Source organism: Halotia branconii CENA392, assembly GCF_029953635.1.
Lineage (GTDB): Bacteria > Cyanobacteriota > Cyanobacteriia > Cyanobacteriales > Nostocaceae > Halotia > Halotia branconii.
Genome location: NZ_CP124543.1, coordinates 289,676 through 310,272 on the forward strand (window position 1 = coordinate 289,676; position 20,597 = coordinate 310,272).

Here is a 20,597-nt window from a genome sequence, read left to right on the forward strand (position 1 = left end):
GCGTAGCAAAAGAGCTTTAGATTCACTGACAACTACAAATTGAAAGATAGCTGAGTCTATAGTAGACATTGTATCAATAATTACAGATAACTTATTTTGCATTCATAAGGTTAGTAGCTATGACGCAGCTTCCAAAGCAAAAACGTAAGCGCGGTCTGATTCTTACACCTGAAGGATTACAAAAGCTTCAATCTAGTAAAATTGCCTTGGAAGATAAAGAAAATTACGGTAATAGATATACCCTTGAAGATTTAAGCGAACGTGTAGGAGTAAATTCTGTTACAGTTTCTAAAGTATTATCCCGCGAAGAAGGAGTTGATAAAAAGACACTTGAGTTTTTTTTCCAAGCTTTTAATTTAAAGTTAGATAAGGCTGATTATACAAATTCAGACAAAACTCGACACTTAGATTGGGGAGAAGCAATTGGTGCATCGGTTTTTTATGGACGTACAGAAGAAATCGCTAAATTAGAGCATTGGATTTTGAAAGATCGCTGTCAGATAGTGGCGATTTTAGGTATGGGGGGGATGGGTAAAACTTCCCTTTGTGTGAAGCTTGTAGAACAAATTAAAGAGAATTTCGAGTATATCATTTGGCGATCGCTACAAGATGCGCCACCAGTAAACACACTTTTAGCTAGTTTAATTGAATTTCTTTCTGATCAACGAGAAACAGAAGCAGTCTTACCAGAAGGTACAGCACAGAGAGTTACACGGCTGCTTTATTATCTGCGACAACATCGCTGTTTGCTAATTTTAGATAACATGGAGTCCATTTTACGTAGTGGTAGTCGAACTGGACGTTATCGAGAAGGATATGAAGGATATAGTGAACTTTTAAAACGATTAGGACAAACAGAACAACAAAGCTGTTTAATACTGACAAGTAGAGAAAAACCCAAAGAAGTAGCATCAATGGAAGGAGATGGGTTATGTGTTCGCTCATTTATGCTCAAAGGTCTTTTGGCAAATGACGGCCAAGAAATTTTAAAAATTAAAGGAATATTGGCTGCTAATCATGAACTCAGAACATTAGTTGAACGCTATGGAGGGAACGCCTTAGCTTTAAAAGTCGTTGCTACAACCATTCAAGATTTATTTAGTGGTAATGTTTCGGAATTTTTAAAACAAGATGCAGTTGTTTTCGGTGACATTTGGGATATTTTAGAGCAGCAGTTTGAACGTTTATCAGATTTAGAAAAAGAAATAATCTATTGGCTGGCGATTAATCACGAACCGATTTCGCTTGCGGAAATACAAAACGATATTATATCAGCATTATCATTACAAAAATTATTAGAGGTTGTAGAGTCTTTAGTGAGGCGATCTTTAATCGAGAAAAGTAAAGCACTCTTTACTCTACAGCCTGTAGTCATGGAGTATGTAATCAATCGATTGATACAGCAAGTTTGCGAAGAAATTTTTACTCAGAAGATTGAGCTTTTTAGATGCCATGCCTTAATCAAAGCAACTGCAAAAGACTATGTGAAAAAGAATCAAATTCACCTGATTTTGCAACCAATAATAGAAGGATTGCTTGCTATTTTTAGAAATCAAATAACTTTAGAAAATCAACTAACTCAAATTTTAACTAACCTACGTAATACATATCCTTTAGAACAAAGTTATACCGCTGGAAATATTTTGAATTTACTTTGTCATTTAGAAACAGATCTAAGTGGTTACAATTGTTCTGATTTAACTATTTGGCAAGCAGACTTGCGGAATGTAAATTTGCACAATGCCAACTTTACGAATGCTAATTTAGCTAAGAGTGTTTTTGCTGAAACCCTCGGCGGTATTCATTCAGTGGCATTCAATCCTGATGGGAAACTCCTCGCTACAGGAGATACAAACGGGGAAGTGCGCTTACATCAGGTTGCAGATGGAAAACAACTATTAACATGTAAAGGACATACAGGTTGGGTCTGGCCGGTTATCTTTAATCCCAGTGGTCAAGTTATTGCTAGTGGTGGCGATGATAATACAGTCAAACTGTGGGATATTAATACTGGTCAATGCCTAACAACTTTGCAAGGTCATAGTGGTGGGATTTGGTCACTCGCTTTTAGTTCAGATGGTCATATACTTGCAAGTGGCAGTGAAGATACAACAGTCAAGTTGTGGGATGTTAGCACTGCTCGATGCCTTGATACTTTACAAGGATTAGGTAGTCAGGTGTGGGCAGTTGCTTTGAGTCCAGATAATCATACACTTGCCATTGGAAATAATGACCAAACAGTAAAGCTATGGGATGTCAACACGAATCAATGTCTCAAAGTCTTGAAGGGACATACCCGCAGAGTACAATCTCTGTCCTTTAGTCCAGATGGTGAGATGTTAGCAAGTGCTTCTCATGATCAAACAGTAAAATTGTGGAATGTTAATACTGGTCAATGCCTTCATACTTTCCCAGGTCATACTGACTTAGTAAATTCAGTTGCTTTTAGTGTGGATGGTTGTAAGCTGGCAAGTGCGAGTGATGACCAAACAGTAAGGCTGTGGGATGTCAGCACAAATCAATGCCTCAAAATTCTACACGGACATGATACAAGGGTGTGGGGAATAGCCTTTAGTCCAGACAAACAAGTGCTGGCAAGTGCGAGTGATGATCAAACAGTAAGGCTGTGGGATGTCAATACTGGCCGATGCCTGAGGATGTTACAAGGTCGTACTAGTGGGATTTGGTCAGTTGCTTTTAGCCCCAATGGTTGCATATTTGCGAGTGGAAGTAATGATCAAACATTGAGTTTGTGGGATGCCAACACTGGTAAACGTTTGAAAACTTGGCGAGGACACAATAGTCGGGTGACATCAGTTGCCATCAGTCCTGATGGTTGCATTCTTGCAAGTGCCAGTGAAGATCAAATAGTTAAGCTATGGGATATCAACACTGGTCAATGTTTTAAGACTTTGCGTGGACACACTAATCGAGTTTGGTCTGTAGCCTTCAGTACCCAAAATCAGACCCTAGCTAGTGGTTCTCAAGATCAAATGGTCAGGCTATGGGATATAACCACTAGTCAATGTTTCAAAACCTTGCAAGGACATACTCATCGAGTTTGGTCAGTTGCTTTTAGCCCAAATGGTCAGTTACTAGCTAGTGGTTCTCATGACCAAACAGTCAGGCTTTGGGATGTTAAAACTGGGAAATGCCTTCATCATCTCAAGAATCATACTGACTGGATTTGGTCAGTTAACTTCAGTCCAGATGGTCGCACCTTAGCTAGCGGCAGTGGGGATCAAACCATAAAGTTGTGGGATGTCAGCATTGGTAATTGTTTGGCAACTTTGCAGGGACATCAACATGGTGTATATTCAGTCGTTTTTAGTCCAGATGGCCACACTTTAGCTAGCGGTAGTGGAGATCAAACCGTGAAGTTGTGGGATGTTAGCACAGGTAATTGTATCAAAACCTTGCATGGACATACCAAGTGGGTGTGGTCAGTTGCTTTTAGTCCTGACAATCAAACCTTGGTTAGTGCTAGTGAAGATGCGACAATTAAGCTGTGGGATGTCAACAGTGGTGAGTGTTTAGAAACTCTTAAAAGCCCTAGACATTACGAAGGCATGAATATTAAGGGCGTTACAGGTGTAACTCTAGCCACTATTAACACTTTAAAAGCGTTAGGGGCGGTTGAGTACGGTGATAATTAGTAGTTTGTCAAAAACTCAAACCTTTAAGGCTGTTCAATCTAACGACAAACTATGATAACATTAAAGTTATCACAACAGTCAATTAAGTGAGTGAGTGAGTGCGTGGAAAGTTGAGTTTTATCAGTTTGCCAACGAGGAATCTCCAGTACTAGATTGGTTTAAAGAACAGGATGCAAAAGTTAAGGCTAGGCTAGGTCATATTTTTGATCTTTTAAAGGAACAAGGGATAGCTGTAGGAGAGCCACATGTAAAGCATCTTGAGGACAAGCTTTATGAAATTCGAGCAGAACAAGATACAAACATCTATCGCGTAATTTATTTCGCATACACTGGCAAGCAGTTCATCTTACTTCACGGGTTTCAAAAAAAAAGTCAAAAGACACCTAAAAAAGAGTTGAAATTGGCTAGAGAACGAATGAAGGACTTTATGGAACAAGAGAGACTTGAACAACAAAAGGCTTCTTTATTAAAAGGCAATAAATCTAAGAAGAGTAAAAAACGATGACCTCCAAAACAATTTCCTGGGATTCTATCCGTGATGAAGTACTAGCAGACCCAAAGGTAAAAGCTGAATATGAAGCACTAAAGCCGGAATTTCAGTTTGCAAGACGAGTAATTGCTCTGAGGAAGGCTAGTGGTTTAAACCAACGTGATTTTGCTGATTTGGTTGGTATTCAACAGCCACAGCTGGCTCGGATTGAATCTGGTAAACAGGTTCCCAAATTTGAAACTTTAGCAAAACTGGCTTCAGGGGCTGGTTACACAGTTGAAATTCGCTTTGTACCTACTAAAGGAAAACGGCGACAAAAAGTTCAACCTCTGACGATTCCTGCTAAGTAGTTAATTTGAGGGTTGTAGTAGCATCGGGTAAAATTAGAACCCACCATTAGCTGTTTTTAAGTGAGTACTAGATTTGGCAACCTAACCGTTAAGTTAGCTAAGGTGACAGGTGCTGACCCTAGAGCAACATTGCCCCAGCGCATGACAGTGGCAGCAGCGTTGGATACTGAACCAATGGTGTATACAAGAACTAAATCGTTTTCGTGAATCTTGCCTAATTGTACGCCGTGGTAAAGATTAGCGATGGGCAGCATTGGCCCAATGTTTGCATAGTGGGGATAAAGGTTAATTGTTCGTTCTGGCTCAATTCCCAGTGCTTCTGTGCAGAGACGCGAATACCAAGCAGTAGGTGTATTGAAAGCAAAAAATTTAATTTCATCAAGGGTGACACCAGCAGCAATCATCGCACCCAAGCAACATTCACGCAAGTAATCCACAGCAGTTTCACTCAATACCCTATTAGTATTCTTGGCTGCTCGAATTAACATCCTTGGCTTGCCTTCAGCATTCGTGGTTAATTCGTTATAGAAAGTCCCACAAGTTGCAGATGTATTGATAATTTTAGTACTCAAGATTCCTTGATTTGATCTGAGTGGTGCAACTACAAAGGCTCCAGCACCGTCACCAAAAAACCATGAGAGGGTATCGTTTTCGTCAGTAAAGCGAGAATAGGTGCAAGAGATTACAACTAGTACATTACGGTACTCTCCAGTTCGTACCAGGGCAGTAGCATTTTGCAGCGCCACCATAGCATTAGAACAGGTAGAATCAAGATTCCAAGCCGCACCATACAGACCAAGTTGACTAGCAAGAAAGGCAGCATTCCCAGGTAAAATATTTTCTGGCCAAAGTGAAGCAACAATCATCAAATCGATGTCTTTAGGAGACATTTGGGCAGCTGCGATCGCTTCTTTGGCTGCGCCATACTCTAATGTAAGTGAAGACTCATCCGCACTCAGTATCCGGCGCTCAATAGTGCCACGAAAAGGGTCTTTGAGATATGGTGTCATCTCTTGTTCAAATTTATTACTGGGAGTGGCATCAGCAGGTGAAAATACTTTTGATAAGCTTTTTTGCTCGGCTGTTGCAACTACATCAGGGTAATTTTCTCGCCAATAATCATTTGTGCGAATGATGCTAGGAAAGTTGACGGCAATTGAGCGAATACCAACTGGTAGATAAATCATGATTAATCTCCTTAAAACGGTTGTGTGGAAAGATAAGGGAAAGAATATGAATCTGTCTCACGCAAAGGCGCAAAGGCGCAAAGATGCCAAGAATCTACCTTTAGCTTTGGTCAAAAATCTTAATTCATCTCGCAAATATGCAACGCCTTATTGACTAATGAGGCTGTTAATGCGGCTACCGATGGGGGCTGGTCGAGTTGGATCGATAATGACATCAACTACGAATGGGACAATCGAAGTTAGAGCTGTTTCGAGAGCTGCTACAAGATCAGATTCGTTATGTACACGAATGCCATCGGCTCCCATACCACGGGCAATCATGACGAAATCTGTGCTTTCAATATCTGCATCTACACCGTAAAAGCCTTCCATGTTCATGCCTTGATCGCACATGTTATAACGTGCATCATTGAGGACAATCCAGACAGCGGGAATTTTGTGTTTGACAGCGGTACTGATTTCACTGTTCATCAGCATTGCACCATCACCAAGAATGGCAACAGCTTTACGATTTCGCGCCAGTGCAGCACCTAATACACCTGTACCAGCGTGTCCCATTGAGCCAAACCCGGTACTGACGCGATAGCGCCCTGGTGTAGCAAATCGTAGTGTGTGGGTTCCCCAAGCAAAGGAGTTACCGGCCTCAGTAATGACTACGGCATCGCTGTTTTCAACAATTATTTTTTGAATAGCATCCATGAGGATTTCAGGGCGTACCTGACCATTTACACGAGGCTCAATTACCTCATATTGAGGACGGGGTAGGGGTAACATTGGTGATGGACGAGAAGGTTCTGGAAAATACTTCAATAAAGCCTTAACAAAAGCTCCGACATCAGATTGAACTGAGAATGTCTCCGCCGATGGATAAGCAGTTCCCGGCACTTCGGAGTCGATATCTACGTGTACAAACCCGCGTGAGGGAACCATAACCGGACTCCAAAATGAAGTAAATTCACTGAGCCTAGTTCCCAAAACTAATACACGCAAAGGACGCTGGTCTTGCATATATTCCAAAACAGAACTATGTCCGCCAAAGCCTGTGACACCAATAAACTGAGGATGATCTTCAGGAAATATCCCCTTACCACGGGATGAGGTCATCACCGCAGCGTTGGTTCTTTCGGCAAGTTGGCGAATTTCTGCGGCTGCACCTCTAGCACCAAATCCTACCCAGATGGCAAATGACCCCTCACATAGCAGTTGTAAAGATTTACAGATAGTATCTTCTCCAGCTGTCACGGGAGATTGAGAAAAATTAATGCGAGGTAATGATGTTGTCAACTGACTTGTTTGGATTGGTCTAGGAATACTGATATGTCCGACAAAACCACCTGGTTTTCCTAAACCTAGGGCGAGTCTGTGAGCAATTTCTGGAAGTTCTGAGCTGCATTCAACTGTGGTGGCATAGTGAAATAATGTTCCTGATGTAAAAATGCCTGTATTAGACATGGTGTAAGAACTGGTTTCTTGAAAAGCCCAGCGTCCACGTTGGATTGCAGAGGTGGAAGGTGATAAGAAAATGATTTTTGCTCCTTCCCAACGAGCAGCAAATAGTCCAGTTAGGGCGTTAGTAATACCTGGGCCGGTTGTGCTGAATACGACCACAGGATCTCCGCTAGCAAAGTAAGACTCAATAGCTGCAAATGCGGCTCCGGCTTCATGACGAAATTGCAGTACTTGAATTGAGCTTTGCTCTAGGCTGGCTACAAGGGGGGTAATTCCGCCGCCAAATAGGCCAAAAGCATAGCGAACTCCCAAATCTTCTAAGATTTTGACTAAAGCTGCTGCAACAGTCCAATCTTTGGTTTTTTCAATTGATATGAGATTGGATGGAATAGCAGTATTTCTGGATAACTGCTTTAAAGAATTTGAGGTTTTGGTCAGAGTTTTGATATTCACGATCGCCTACTTTAATTTTACAAGTTGGATTAATGAGTCACAACAGCTAACTGAGATGTTGATTGCTGACGTAACACTCGCTTTAGCACTTTCCCGGTGGAGTTTTTCGGAATTGTATCGACGAATTTAATCACACGAGGAATTTTGTAAGTTGCCATTCTTTGAGAACAAAAATCAATGATTTGTTGTTCTGTAATTGCATAACCAATCTTCTGAACAATATTTGCTTTGACAATCTCATTTTTGAGGCGATCGCCAACTCCATAAACAGCTACTTCTGCGATCGCTGGATGTTGATAAATTACATTTTCAACTTCGCTGGGATAAACTTTAAATCCAGAAACATTGATCATATCTTTTAAGCGATCAACTATGTAGAAAAAACCCTCTTCGTCTGTTTTACCAATATCACCAGTATGGAACCAACCATTTTTCATGACTTGCGCGGTTTCAAAAGGGCGATTCCAATAACCAAGCATGACGTTTGCTCCTTTGATTGCTATTTCGCCTAATTCCCCTGTTGGTACTTGATCACCCTGACCATCAACAACTTTCATTTCCACATTTGCAATGGGAGTTCCTACACTACCTAACTTATATTTTTGTTTGTGATTATAAGTTGCAAATGGTGATGTTTCAGTTAAACCATAACCCTCATGAATGACAAGTTTATATTTTTGATACCAATTCTTTGCCACTTCTAAAGGCATGGGCGCGGCTGCTGAAAAGTAATAACGGATATTTTGGAGATTGTATTGTGAGGTATCCATATTCAGCAGTTTGATGAATACAGTCGGCACACCAAACAACATTGTTATTTGATGATCGGTAATAGTTTGGAGGACTCGTTCTGGTTCAAACCGACGTTGTAAGATAATAGTTGCACAGGCAGATAGACCAGCATTCAAAATGGCATTTTGACCAAAACAATGGAATAAAGGTAAGTAAAGTAGTAGGCGATCGCTCTTTTGAATGCGATAACAAGAGTTAGCACAATAGCTGTTAAAAAGTACATTGCTATGAGATAATGTCGCTCCTTTCGGAAAACCTGTTGTACCTGATGTATAGAGGATACTGGCAGGAGCATGACGATCCATTTCAATGGCACGTGCTTCAAAAGAAGCATTGGCCATGATTTGTGTGAGACTAATACCTTTTTTAGCTGTACCTTCTGCTATTAAAATGTGTCGCAGTTGAGGTAAATCTGCTTCTTGGACATACTGACTTTGTAGTTCTGTTGTAATGATGATTTTGGCAGCACAATCGTTGAGGATATAGCTGACTTCGTCACTTTTGAACATGACATTAATTGAGACAGCGATCGCACCAATTTTGAGAATGCCAAGATAAGAAATGACAAACTCAGGGATATTTGGTAAAAATAAAGCGATCCGATCTCCCCGCCTAATTCCTAAACCACGCAAACCGTTAGCAATACGGTTTGCCATCTCATCTAGTTCTTGGTAAGTGAAAGATGTTTCTTCAAAGATGAGGGCTGGTTTATTGGGAAAAAGGTAACAAGCAAGCTCTACATTTTGGGCAATATTCATGATTTAATTTTCTCCTAACTGAGATACTTTGTATCAATCATTCGTAATTAAAAAACTCTTTAATTACGGGCATTGCTGATTTTTGTTTCGCGCAAAGGCGCAAAGGCGCGAAACAAAAATCTTATTTCATCACGCATTTATGTAACGCGAAATTACGAATTAGATTGACTTTAAGCTTGACAAAATATCACTAACTGCTTGCACAATTAGACCACCAGTAGCTATATCAGTGGAAATTTGGGCAATATGTTGATCTAAAGATTGCTCGTTATCGTTCCAGATGTATGGACGTATAGAACTCGGTGGCTGTCCGATGACTTGACGAACTGCGGTGTATAATTTGACAGTGGCGGGTGATAAACATTGACGTGCGTCGTAATGACCAGCCATTTTATATGTACGGAGGTCAACGGCTTGGACTCCAAACATCAGGGCGATCGCCAGATAATTCTGAAAGATATCTAGAGAACGGCGTGCTAAAGTAGCAGAAATGTATCCTTGGCTGTTGATGTTTTGATTAAATTGCTCAGCATGGGTAGGAAAGCGATCGGCTAAAGAATTACCATAGAAGGTCAACAAAGGCATAATCGAGTTACCACTAATTTGCAAACCTTTGAGTCCCATATTGACTTTACGTTCTGGGTTGCCAACTAAAGAAGGTGGTAGTCCATTACTAAACTCTGGTGAAACCAGGAGGGCAATTTGTACATCGATATGTTTAGCCAATAGTCCAATATAATAACGTAGGTGATCCATTCCCATACCCACATACTGTCCGAGAAAATTACCGCCGTGATAACTAGCTTGGTTCTCAACATCAATCAAGGGGTTGTCGGTGACTGAGTTCATTTCTACCTCGATTTGCTTGGTAATTTGCAATACTCCGTCAACGATTGGCCCTATGTACTGCGGCAAGCAGCGCAGAGAGTAACGATCCTGGATTAGCTCTTGACCACGGTATTCGTGTTTACCATCTAATTCGTCACGGATTAAGTGTGAACCCTGAAGCAGGGAAAACATTTGGTTCGCTGTCCATAATTGACCAGGATGTGGTTTGCGCTGATGGATAAATGGATGGAAAGATTGATTTGTGCCGCATAAACCTTGGATAGCTAAGGCATGTACACCCATTGCTAATGCAAGTAAAACTCTAGCGTCATACACACAGTTAGCTGCAATACCTGTCATAACTGAAGTGCCATTCATCATCGCCAAGCCTTCTTTAGGTTGCAGTTGCAACTGTGGCAAACCCAGCTGACGCAACGCTGTTGGCGCATCCATTTCTTTACCATTGAAGTCAACGCTAAAGCTGGAATCTAGACCGATGAGCGCACCAGTAATGTAAGATAGCGGCACTAAGTCACCACTAGCACCAATTGAGCCAAATTCATATACGTGGGGTGTAACGCCAGCATTGAGGAAAGTTTCGAGCCGCTGAATTAGTTCTAGGCGGATACCTGATGCACCATACAGATGGGAATTGGCACGTAAAAGCATGGCAGCGCGAACATCTGCTAAAGGTAATCTCCTTCCAGCGCCGGATTTAAGAAACCAAATTAAGTTGGTTTGAAGTTCGGCTGCTTGTTCGCGGGAGACGACGACGTGAGCCATACCACCAAAGCCAGAAGTTACGCCGTATATAGGCTGGCCTGTTGCAACTGCGTTGTTAATGTAATCACAGGATGCTTGGACACCTTTGATGATGTCTGCATTTTCAGTTAAGCTGGCTCGTGTGCCATAACGGGCTACGCTGGCAACTTCATCGATTGTGAGGCTGCGATCGCCTATAATTACGGTTGCATCTGAAGTGTCAATGAAGGGTAGTGGCCAAGAACGCGTAATGTTTTGTTGTAAAGATGCTGTATTCATGGGATGATTTTTTTATCACGCAGAGACGCGGAGTCGCAGAGAGTAAGAGTTGATTTTTGAATTACGAATTACGAATTAAGAGAACCCCACTCAAAAATGGCAGCACCCCAAGAAAGTCCGGCTCCAAACCCAGCTAAAGCCACGACATCATTTGCTTTAATTTGCCCACGGCGAACAGCTTCATCCAAAGCCAAAGGAATTGAAGCAGCAGAGGTATTTCCATAATTTGCTAAGTTGCTGATGATTTTTTGATTAGGGATGCCTAAACGTTCAGCTACAGCATCCAAAATCCGCCGATTGGCCTGATGCATTAATAGCCAGTCTACCTGCTCAATAGCTAAACCTGCCCGATATAGTGCCTTTTCAATAACTTCCGGGACTTTTTGAATGGCAAAGCGGTAAACTTCTTGTCCGTTCATGGAAATGGGTTGATATGTGCCTTGTCCAATCCGGATATCATCAACTAGTTGTTTTTCTTGCCCTTGGAACTCCAATTTTAAATGCTGATTTTGCGTACCATTAGTATGAAGTTGAAAACCCAAAAGACAATCATGTTCACTTGCTTGGAGAACCACTGCACCTGCTCCATCACCAAATAGAATACAGGTACGTCGGTCAGACCAATCTACCCACCGTGAAAGTACTTCAGCGCCGATGAGAAGAACATTTTGATAAGCGCCAGTACGCATAAATTGGGCAGCAGTTACCAAACCAAACACGAAACCAGAACAGGCTGCTGTTAAATCAAAAGCTACAGCTTGAGTGGCTCCCAGTCGAGCTTGAATGAGACCGGCATTACCAAATAAATCATCAGGGGTAGATGTAGCTAGAATAATTAAATCTATGTTTTGTGGTGCTATACCTGCCATTTCTATGGCTTTTTGAGCAGCTTCAGTCGCCATAGTTGTGAGCGACTCCTGAGGCGAAAGAAGATGGCGCTGGCTGATTCCTGTACGAGTTGTTATCCAATCATCAGAAGTAACTACCATTTGATTGAGTTGATAATTATCTAAATATTTTTCAGGAACCGCAGAGCCAGTCCCCGTCAGAACAACACCTTGTCTTACTAAGGATTTCATCTGCTTTAATTGCTAATTATTGCTTGTAATCGAAATCTTTGATTCTGCTGTAGTTGCAGGGGAGCAGAAGAGGCAAGGGAGCAGGGAGCAGGGAGACAAGGAGAGAAGTGCGGTCTTGGGGTCTCCCCCTCCGGGTTCGGCAGTCCCTCTTTGTTGGGACAACAAGACCGGGCTGCCTCACCAAGTGGAGCAACTTCGGGAGAAAGAGGGAATTTTTCTTCATCCCCCTTGCGCCCTGCCCCTCTGCCTTTTCTTCCTCATGCCCCATAATTAATCTTCAAATTTTTTGAAAGCCAAAGAGACATTATGACCTCCAAAGCCAAAAGAGTTAGAAAGAGCAATATCTACTCTTTGATTTCGGCTTGTGTGGGGAACATAATCCAAGTCACATTTTGGGTCTGGTTGGTCTAAATTGATTGTTGGTGGAATAACATCAAGACCTACAGTTAAGACTGTTGCAATAGCTTCAATGCCTCCAGAAGCCCCCAAAAGATGGCCAGTCATCGATTTTGTAGAACTAATGGGAATTTCGAGGGCACGATTTCCTAAAGCTTGTTTAATAGCTAAAGTTTCTGTGGCATCGTTAGCTATAGTGCTAGTACCGTGAGCATTAATATAACTTACTTCGTTGGGGAACAACCTCGCATCTTTTAAGGCTAGTTCCATAGCTCTGGTTGCTCCCTCGCCGCTAGGAGTTGGAGTAGTTATATGGTAAGCATCACAAGTTAAACCATAACCGACAATCTCTGCATAAATATGAGTAGCTCCCCGGCGGATAGCGTGTTCTAAATCTTCTATAAGTAAAATACCTGCTCCTTCTCCCATAACGAAGCCATTTCGTTCTTTATCAAAGGGACGAGAGGCACGGGTAGGTTCTTCATTTCTATTTGAAAGGGTTTTAGCAGAACTGAAGGCAGCTATACATAAAGGTGTAATTGCTGCTTCTGTACCACCACAAATCATTGCCTGAACTTGACCTGTTTGAATTAAGCGAAAAGCCTCTCCGATGGCATTAGAACCAGCAGCACAAGCTGTAACAGTGCAGTAATTTGGCCCTTTAGCTCCTGTATGAATTGCTGTCAGTCCCGCTGCGATGTTAGAGATTGTCATGGGAATTGTAAAAGGACTACAGCGTTTAGGCCCTTGAGTTAGAAAGATTTTTTGCTGCTCTTCGATAACTTGCAAACCGCCGATGCCGTTGCCTATAATGATGCCAACTTGAGTAGCATTGGAGTCGTTAATTTTAAATTCAGCATTAGCGATCGCTTGCATACTTGCACAAACAGCAAATTGAGCAAAACGAGATATATGCTTGGCATCTTTGCGTTCTAAATAGTCATGAGGGTCAAAGTCCCTAACTTCACCTGCAATTTTACAATTATGCAAAGAAGCGTCAAAGTGGGTAATCGCATCAATACCACTGCGTCCAGCAATCAACCCGTCCCAATACTCCTTCACCGTATTGCCTAAAGGGGTAATAGCTCCCATACCTGTAACTACAACCCGTCTTAAATTTTTGCTAATCATAAGTAAAACTCAAAAAATAACTTTCTGACCAATGTAATTTACAACTTGTTGTACTGTTAAAAGTTGCTTTGCTTCTTGAGCAGGTATTCTTGTATTGAAAGCATCTTCTAATGCTTGAAATACTGCGATTAAATCTAAGTAATCTGCTCCTAAATCTAAAGTGAGATTAGCTTCAGGTGTAATTTTTTGTTGTTCATTTGCTAACTCTTCTGAAACAACAATTTGAACTTTATTAAATATTTCTTGTCTTGTCATAAACAACCTCTTGTTTTGTTGATATCAAGGTTTACTAAGACTATAGCAATGAATGCCAATACTTATAGATTAATTTAGTTTCAATAAAGTTTCAAGGGAATCTTTTTTGATTTTTTAGGACATTTATTAGTTGTTACTAATAGTAATTAATATTATTTCATTTACACTAGTTTCTATATACATTAAAATGTAGTAGTGTATCACGACTAAATTGATGCAAAAAAATTGTGGGTTGGGTTGACGTAAGGAAACCCAACACTTGTATCAATGTTGGGTTTCCTTAACTAAACTTCATTGATAACTATCTTACAATTGTCAACAAGCTTAGAGCATGATTTTCAGATGCAAATATTCCAGAAGTTTGCAGTGCAGTATTTCTATTTGTTTTAAGTTTTTGATGAGCAGATAAAATGATAGATTCTGTTTCTTCCCAATTAATACATTTGTCTGTAACAGACACGCCATACTGTAGTTTTTTCAGATCTGTAGGAATCTTTTGATTACCTTCATACAGATTCGACTCCAACATCATGCCAGCAATAGATTTATTGCCATCTACAATTTGTTGAAGAATATTATTAAAGACTGTAGCCTGTAACTTGTGATCTTTATAAGAATTGCCATGACTACAATCTATGACAATTCTTTGAGGTAATTTGAGTCCTTCTAACTTTTTATCTACCCAAGCTACAGTAGGCGCATCAAAATTAGGTTTACCATTTCCTCCACGTAAAATTATATGACTATAGATATTTCCTTTTGCTTTAAAAGTACAGACTTGGCCAGTTTGGTCAATTCCTAAAAAATGATGGGATTTATTAGCTGATTGAATGGCATCAAGAGCAACTTGAATGTTACCGTCAGTACCATTTTTAAAACCTATTGGCATAGATAAGCCACTTGCCATTTCCCGATGGGTTTGAGATTCAATAGTGCGTGCGCCAATTGCAGCCCAAGAAATTAAATCAGAAAAATATTGAGGTGTTACAGGATCTAAAGCTTCTGTAGCAGCAGGTAATCCTAGTTCAGCGATTTTGAGGAGTAATTTACGTGCTGTAAATAAACCTTTTTGAATATTAAAAGAACCATCTAAGTCTGGGTCATTAATTAATCCTTTCCATCCTACAGTTGTTCTAGGTTTTTCAAAGTAAACTCTCATCACAATCAATAGTTCATCTTTGACTTGATTGGCAAGAATTTTTAATCTTTGTGCATATTCTAAAGTAGCCTTGAAATCGTGGATAGAACAAGGACCTACAATAACAAATTTCCGGGAATCTCTACCATCCAAAATATTTTGGATAGCTTGTCTACCATGCAATACAGTTTCGGCAGCAACTTCGTTTGAAGGTAGTTGCTGCTTAATCTGCATTGGAGTCATTAAAACCATTGAAGATTCGATATTAGTGTTAAGTAAATTGCTAATTCTCATGATGTTAAACCACGTTATTGTTCTAATTTATGTGAGCTAATGCAAAATTGCTTGCAGACTTCAATTAAGAGAGTTTTTTACCATCCCTTAAAGATGTACTGAATGTTTATTAACCGTAGACATACGGCGTTGGCTATTTTGTTGTAGCTATAAAATTGTTCGGCATTTATAAACCTTATAGCTATAACAGGACTTATACACAGGTAACGGAAAATCTAACCGCAAAGGACGCTGAGAAGCCAGTGCGTTGGGGAGACAGCGCTGTGTAGTCCGGTCTTGGGGTCTCCCCCTTTGGGTACTCTTCGAGAACTCCTTCGGAGAACGGAAGTTTCAACTCGACGGGAAGCGGAGGCACTCCGTTGGTGAAGCAGCGCGGTCTTGGGGAGCCAGTCCGTTGCGGGGGTTCCCCCCGTTGAAGGAACTGGCGTGGTTTCCCCCATGAGCGACTGCTGAAAGGGTTTCCCGGCAGCCGCGGAAGTGCCGTCCAAGATTTGAACTTCCTCACCAAGTGGAGCAAGTGCCGTGGTTTCCCCCATGAGGAGCTGCCGAAAGGCTTTGCCGACTTGAAACGACTGTCGTCGGTTTCCCGACTTGTACCGCTAAAGCGGAACCCGCAGGGTAGCAACTGGCGCGAAACAGAGAAATAGGAGTTTCGGAAAGTTATTGCGTAAGTTTTATGCAATTTAAATTGAGAAATTAGGCTGCAATTTTTCTATTCAGATCTTGTGCTATGATTGACAAAATTTGATGGTATTCTTGGCGAATAAAGAAGTGATTGCCAGGAAATAAGTGTAAGTCAAAATCGCTGTTAGTCATTTCTCGCCAAGCCATGATTTCTTCAGATTCAACTTTTTTATCCTGTAAACCTCCAAAGGCAGTGATAGGAAAATTAAATCGCACACCTGGAGTATATTTATATGTTTCATGGATAGCGAAATCTGCTCGCAAAAGCGGTAGAAAAAACTTTGCTATTTGAGGATTTTGTAGCAGCGCATCTGGAACACCACCATATAAAAGAAGTTCTTCCCAAAAAGCGGCTTCAGGTAGTTGATGGATGGGAGTATTTGAAGCAGAAATATGAGGAGAACGACGACTGGAAACAAATAAATGTTGAGGTTCAGGATAACGTTGATTGTGGATTTGACGAGCTAATTCAAAGCTGATTAAGGCTCCCATACTATGACCAAAAAAAGCATAAGGAAGATCTAGATAAGGACGTAATACTGGTAATAGGCTTTGAACAAGTGGCGTAACGTGATTGAAAAGAGGTTCTTTTGATCTGTTTTCTCGTCCAGGAAGTTGTATAGGACAAACTTCAATATCTGACGGTAATAGCTCTGACCATTGACGATATATAGAAGCACTACCTCCAGCGTAAGGCAAGCAAAATAAGCGTAGACGAACTTTAGGGCGGGATTGATAGCGGACAATCCATTTGCTGGTGTCAATCATAAGTTTCCAATGTAATGAATGGTGTTATTAATAAGTATTAACAACTCTCTTGGATGAAATTACGCTTGCATTAAGTAAAACTTTTATTACACTCTAGAGATTTGCCTATTGTTTTTGTCGCTATTCTCATATTTATTTGCTGTTAAAAGTAGACTAATTCCTGTAATTAGCAGCCACAGTTCCCAAAGCATGAAACCAATCGGAGTTACTTCCCATACGGGTAGAGATGGAATCACTGTTGCAAGTAATTCGCTTTGTCCGAGAATTAATAGAGGGACTGTGAAAAGACCAAACCAAGCAATCCAAGGTTTAAAATAGGGTGAACCAAGCATTGCTAAACCAACTCCTAATGTCCAAAAAGCGAGTAGGGTTTGTCCCAAATGTTCGCCGATGATAACGCCGCCGTATTGATTAATTGCTTGAAAGACAACTGCGATCGCAGCACGAGTTGCTCTATCGGTTGTTTGCTGAACATACTGATCGGCTAAGACTGGAACTACAAACACCCAGCGCATCAGTCCAATGGACTGTAAGATACCGGAAAGTACACCCATCATGGTAGCAGCAGATAAATATGTAGTATCTTCTCGCGCTAGTACTTTTTGTAAAAAAGTACTGGCTGGAATGAATAGCAATGCTAATAAAGCAAAAACAAACCAAGTAAATATGAGTCCAGAACCACCTTCGTAAAACTTAGTCAGGATGTAGTTAGCAGGTTCACGCAAAATATCATCGTACTCAAAATTTTGAATCAGCAAAACGTAAGGTATGTTGATGGAGATAGATAGAAAAGTCAACACAGTACCTGTTGTTCTCAAAAGTTGTACGCGATTTGTCATAGCTACCTCTAATTAGTAGTTCGTAGTGACGCTCGTTCGCGTAGCGTCTCCCCTTGGGAGAAGACTCGCTAACGCTGCGCTAACGTAGTTCGTAATTCGTAATTAAGAGAGTTTTAAGTTACGAATCACGAATCTTGATGCTGGAATTACGACCAATATTTGGCTAGGGTTCGATCAACTTTTAAAATTTGACCAATTTTAGCTAGTCCATTTAGTACTAGTTTTTGGATAAATGGGGATTGTCCAACAATTGTGGTGTCAGATTTTTGCACAATCAAGGCTAGTTGCAATAAATTGGTAGGTACTCCGTCCTGATTTACTTTTCCGTCTATACCTAGACCGTACCAAGCTGTAATAAATTGCTCGAAATTACCAGCAGGATACATTTCACTAATGAATGTTACCCAGTCGTCTGATTCATTCCAGAAACTATGGTGCATTCCAGGATAAACGTTTACTTTATTTCCCGATCGCAGTATTTTTTTATTTCTTTTTTTACCTAGTTCCATAGTTAGTGAGCCGCTGATAACTTCAAATGTCTCACGCATAGAACCGTGGTAATGTAAGGGACTACCTTTTGCCCCTGGTGGGAGGTCAAACTGAATTTTCAAATATTCCCCGTTGCTATCAGCACTAGAGCAAATAATTGTCATGCGATCGCCTGTTACAGGATTGACAATTTGTTTTGATAAAATCAGGCTTTCACGTAAAACCGACAAATCTTTATAAGATTTTGATGTCGTCATGGAAAAATCCTTTTGTGTTCAAATGTGTAGTGTCAGTTGTCAGTTGTCAATAGTCAGTTGTTTTTGATCTGGTTTAATAATCCATTCCCTTGTAGGTGGTTTTAAAACATTTTCACTACTGACTAACAACCACTGACTACTGACAAAATGTCCCTTTATGGCCTTTATGGATGGAATTTTATTGTTGATCTATCCAGAAAACATACTTGAAGTGTTTGGGATTTACGCTACGTTCTGGGATGATATTTTAAAGGCGGGTTTACCATCTAATAAAGTTAAAAGAAGGTAACACTTACCAAGTATATCATCATTCCAACGATGAACAGGAATCCCAGAACAACTTAAAGATTCTGTAACAACTTTTGGCAAGTCGTTGAAGGTAATGTTTTTAACTGAATGCAGTGAGGAAAGAGCTTCTGCAAGTATTAAAACTGAGCCAATTTCACTTAAACGTCTACTTTCTAGTGAAATAATATTGCCATGTTGAAGCTGATTTAATTCTATATCCGAAACTTTTAATCCTAAAAGATTGAAACCCTTTTGAATTTCCGGAGTTACTGTTTGAGTTGGTACAGGCATGGTTGGAGTGGAAATAGCCATAATTTCGGGAGTTGTTGTTTGAGTTGGTACAGGCATAATTGGAGTTGATGTAGACATAATTTGAACTTGTGTGAACGATGTAGTGGAATTAACTTTGATCTAGCTAGAAGTTAGACCTTGTTTTTATCAGGACTTACGCAAAGAAATGGAAAAACGAACCGCCAAGGACGCAAAGAACACAAAGTTAAGAGGGTTTTAGAGACTTATTGCGTAAGTCCTATTTATGTTGAGTTGTGAAATTTATGCATAAAAAAGTTGTCACAAGTACTAAATGAAACTTTCGATTAGTCTTATTTGATGAACATTATTAACTTGAGAAAGAAACTTTTTAGTTGGAATTGAATTGACTGTCAGATTTGCAGCGATGAATATTGAAGTGAGTTTTTTTATACAATCTGTCCAGTCAATTTTAGTGAATTTGTAGTAAGGGATTTCAGTCATAAGCTTAGTTATTGAAGAGGATTGAAATCCTCACTACAAACTGTTGTTTTGCAATTTTGGGTTGATTGAGTAGAGAGGAAACCTACATTATAAGTAGGTTTCTTTTAAACAGCTTTATGAGTCAAAATGTGATGACAAGTTGTTTTTGCGTTGTTTAAGTTTACTCATCACTGTAACTATTGACAGTAAACTACCAAGAACTAGTAAACCTTGAGTGGTGGCTGGTTCATCTACTTGCGTGATAGTTATGTGTGCTACCTGATAGCCTGGATTTAAAAAGTCAGCATTGGCAAAACTTAATCCATCTAATTGAGAATCTACAACTCCACCTTCACCAGAGGCTTTTAAACCAGGATGAGGTTGAATCGTGCCGTTTTCAGGTACTTTCACTCGTGTAGGAAAGATCTGCTCGTTATTGACTAAACTACCTGCATCCCAAGCTTGATTACCAAAAACAATAAAGTCAGCGCCTAAAAATTTTCCTTGCTCATCAAAAACTTGAATTGCTTTTGGATCATCATTACCAATGAAAGCATCATCGCTAGGATAAAGCATTGTAGCATAGCTGAAGAAACGATTTTTCTGAGGATCTGTGACTTCAAAAACTGTAGAAGCAGTCGTTCCAGGAGGTTGTACAACAGGAATTGGTGCTAATGTTGGATAAAACAAGATATCTTGAACACCGCCATTTTTCCCTATTGGACTATCAGCAAACTCAGCAGCAATAGTTCCTGGTGAGGGAGGTAAATCGTTCACATCCAAGTCGGAATTAAAAATCGAATCGAGGATTGCAGATATGGCGGGGCGATCGCTACCTGCTTCTAACGCAGATTGCAACTCTGGAGATATAAAACCATAGTCAGTACCCGCTGCAAAAGTGTTAATCACTATGTCAGTAAGTTGGGGCACAGGAATATTAAAATCCGCTAGAATCCTCGCACCAAGACCAACCACCTGTTCTTCAGCTAAAAGAGCAACTCCATCTGAAGCTGGTTCACCCACGTTGAAAGCATCAAAACTTCCATCATGAAGGCCTAGCCAGAAATGGCCTAAGTTAATTCCCTGGTCTGGAGCCACATTTTCAACAGTAACTCTTAAAGTTGCTGCTGTGGATGGTGACGCTATGACTGCTCCAGTTGTAATCATTGTGGCTGTGAGCAAGGTATGAAAGTACATACCCATTTTTCTAAAAATAGCCATCTCTGTTCTCCAATTCGTAATT

16 protein-coding genes are annotated in these 20,597 nt (G+C 40.5%); 3 read left to right on the forward strand and 13 right to left on the reverse strand.

Annotated elements, in window-relative coordinates; genetic code table 11:
- Positions 1-119 precede the first annotated feature (119 nt).
- The 3 genes from QI031_RS01335 (at position 120) to QI031_RS01345 (ending at position 4,496) form a co-directional block, all read left to right on the forward strand.
- The gene (locus QI031_RS01335) at positions 120-3,656 is read left to right on the forward strand and encodes a WD40 domain-containing protein (RefSeq protein WP_281483442.1); all 3,537 of its coding nucleotides are present in this window, start codon (positions 120-122) and stop codon (positions 3,654-3,656) included.
- 94 nt (positions 3,657-3,750) lie between these two features.
- Positions 3,751-4,161 (forward strand): type II toxin-antitoxin system RelE/ParE family toxin, encoded by a 411-nt coding sequence (locus QI031_RS01340; protein ID WP_281483443.1) that lies wholly within the window; start codon positions 3,751-3,753, stop codon positions 4,159-4,161.
- Positions 4,158-4,496 (forward strand): helix-turn-helix domain-containing protein, encoded by a 339-nt coding sequence (locus tag QI031_RS01345; RefSeq protein ID WP_281483444.1) that lies wholly within the window; start codon positions 4,158-4,160, stop codon positions 4,494-4,496. The genes QI031_RS01340 and QI031_RS01345 overlap by 4 nt, the downstream gene beginning before the upstream one ends.
- Positions 4,497-4,552: 56 nt before the next feature.
- On the opposite strand, the gene QI031_RS01350 is transcribed toward QI031_RS01345, so the two are convergent.
- The 13 genes from QI031_RS01350 to QI031_RS01410 form a co-directional block, all read right to left on the reverse strand.
- On the reverse strand, positions 4,553-5,683 hold the full coding sequence (locus QI031_RS01350) for a 3-oxoacyl-ACP synthase III family protein (RefSeq protein WP_281483445.1): 1,131 nt from the start codon (positions 5,681-5,683) through the stop codon (positions 4,553-4,555).
- Between the two features lie 147 nt (positions 5,684-5,830).
- Positions 5,831-7,585, reverse strand: coding sequence for a ScyA-related TPP-binding enzyme (locus QI031_RS01355; protein ID WP_281483446.1), 1,755 nt, complete (start codon positions 7,583-7,585; stop codon positions 5,831-5,833).
- Positions 7,586-7,614: 29 nt separating this feature from the next.
- Complete coding sequence (locus QI031_RS01360; protein WP_281483447.1) at positions 7,615-9,135, reverse strand: class I adenylate-forming enzyme family protein; 1,521 nt, start codon at positions 9,133-9,135, stop codon at positions 7,615-7,617.
- Positions 9,136-9,294: 159 nt separating this feature from the next.
- A complete protein-coding gene (locus tag QI031_RS01365; protein WP_281483448.1) occupies positions 9,295-11,004 on the reverse strand; it encodes an HAL/PAL/TAL family ammonia-lyase in 1,710 nt (569 codons plus the stop codon).
- 68 nt (positions 11,005-11,072) lie between these two features.
- Complete coding sequence (locus QI031_RS01370) at positions 11,073-12,083, reverse strand: beta-ketoacyl-ACP synthase 3 (RefSeq protein WP_281483449.1); 1,011 nt, start codon at positions 12,081-12,083, stop codon at positions 11,073-11,075.
- A 270-nt stretch (positions 12,084-12,353) separates the two neighbouring features.
- Positions 12,354-13,610 carry a beta-ketoacyl-ACP synthase II gene (fabF, locus tag QI031_RS01375; RefSeq protein WP_281483450.1) on the reverse strand — a complete coding sequence of 419 codons (1,257 nt, stop codon included), beginning with the start codon at positions 13,608-13,610 and terminating at the stop codon, positions 12,354-12,356.
- A 9-nt stretch (positions 13,611-13,619) separates the two neighbouring features.
- Positions 13,620-13,865 (reverse strand): acyl carrier protein, encoded by a 246-nt coding sequence (gene acpP, locus QI031_RS01380; RefSeq protein ID WP_281483451.1) that lies wholly within the window; start codon positions 13,863-13,865, stop codon positions 13,620-13,622.
- A 301-nt stretch (positions 13,866-14,166) separates the two neighbouring features.
- Entirely contained in the window at positions 14,167-15,297 is a 1,131-nt protein-coding gene (locus tag QI031_RS01385) for a 3-deoxy-7-phosphoheptulonate synthase (protein ID WP_281483452.1), read from the reverse strand.
- A 696-nt stretch (positions 15,298-15,993) separates the two neighbouring features.
- Positions 15,994-16,749: a thioesterase II family protein gene (locus tag QI031_RS01390; protein WP_281483453.1), complete on the reverse strand. Its 756-nt coding sequence runs from the start codon at positions 16,747-16,749 to the stop codon at positions 15,994-15,996.
- Between the two features lie 86 nt (positions 16,750-16,835).
- Positions 16,836-17,588, reverse strand: a complete 753-nt coding sequence (locus QI031_RS01395; protein ID WP_281483454.1) for a DUF4386 domain-containing protein — start codon at positions 17,586-17,588, stop codon at positions 16,836-16,838.
- Positions 17,589-17,734: 146 nt separating this feature from the next.
- Positions 17,735-18,334, reverse strand: coding sequence for a cupin domain-containing protein (locus tag QI031_RS01400; protein ID WP_281483455.1), 600 nt, complete (start codon positions 18,332-18,334; stop codon positions 17,735-17,737).
- A 222-nt stretch (positions 18,335-18,556) separates the two neighbouring features.
- Complete coding sequence (locus tag QI031_RS01405; RefSeq protein WP_281483456.1) at positions 18,557-18,991, reverse strand: hypothetical protein; 435 nt, start codon at positions 18,989-18,991, stop codon at positions 18,557-18,559.
- 498 nt (positions 18,992-19,489) lie between these two features.
- A complete protein-coding gene (locus QI031_RS01410) occupies positions 19,490-20,575 on the reverse strand; it encodes a spondin domain-containing protein (protein WP_281483457.1) in 1,086 nt (361 codons plus the stop codon).
- Positions 20,576-20,597 lie beyond the last annotated feature (22 nt).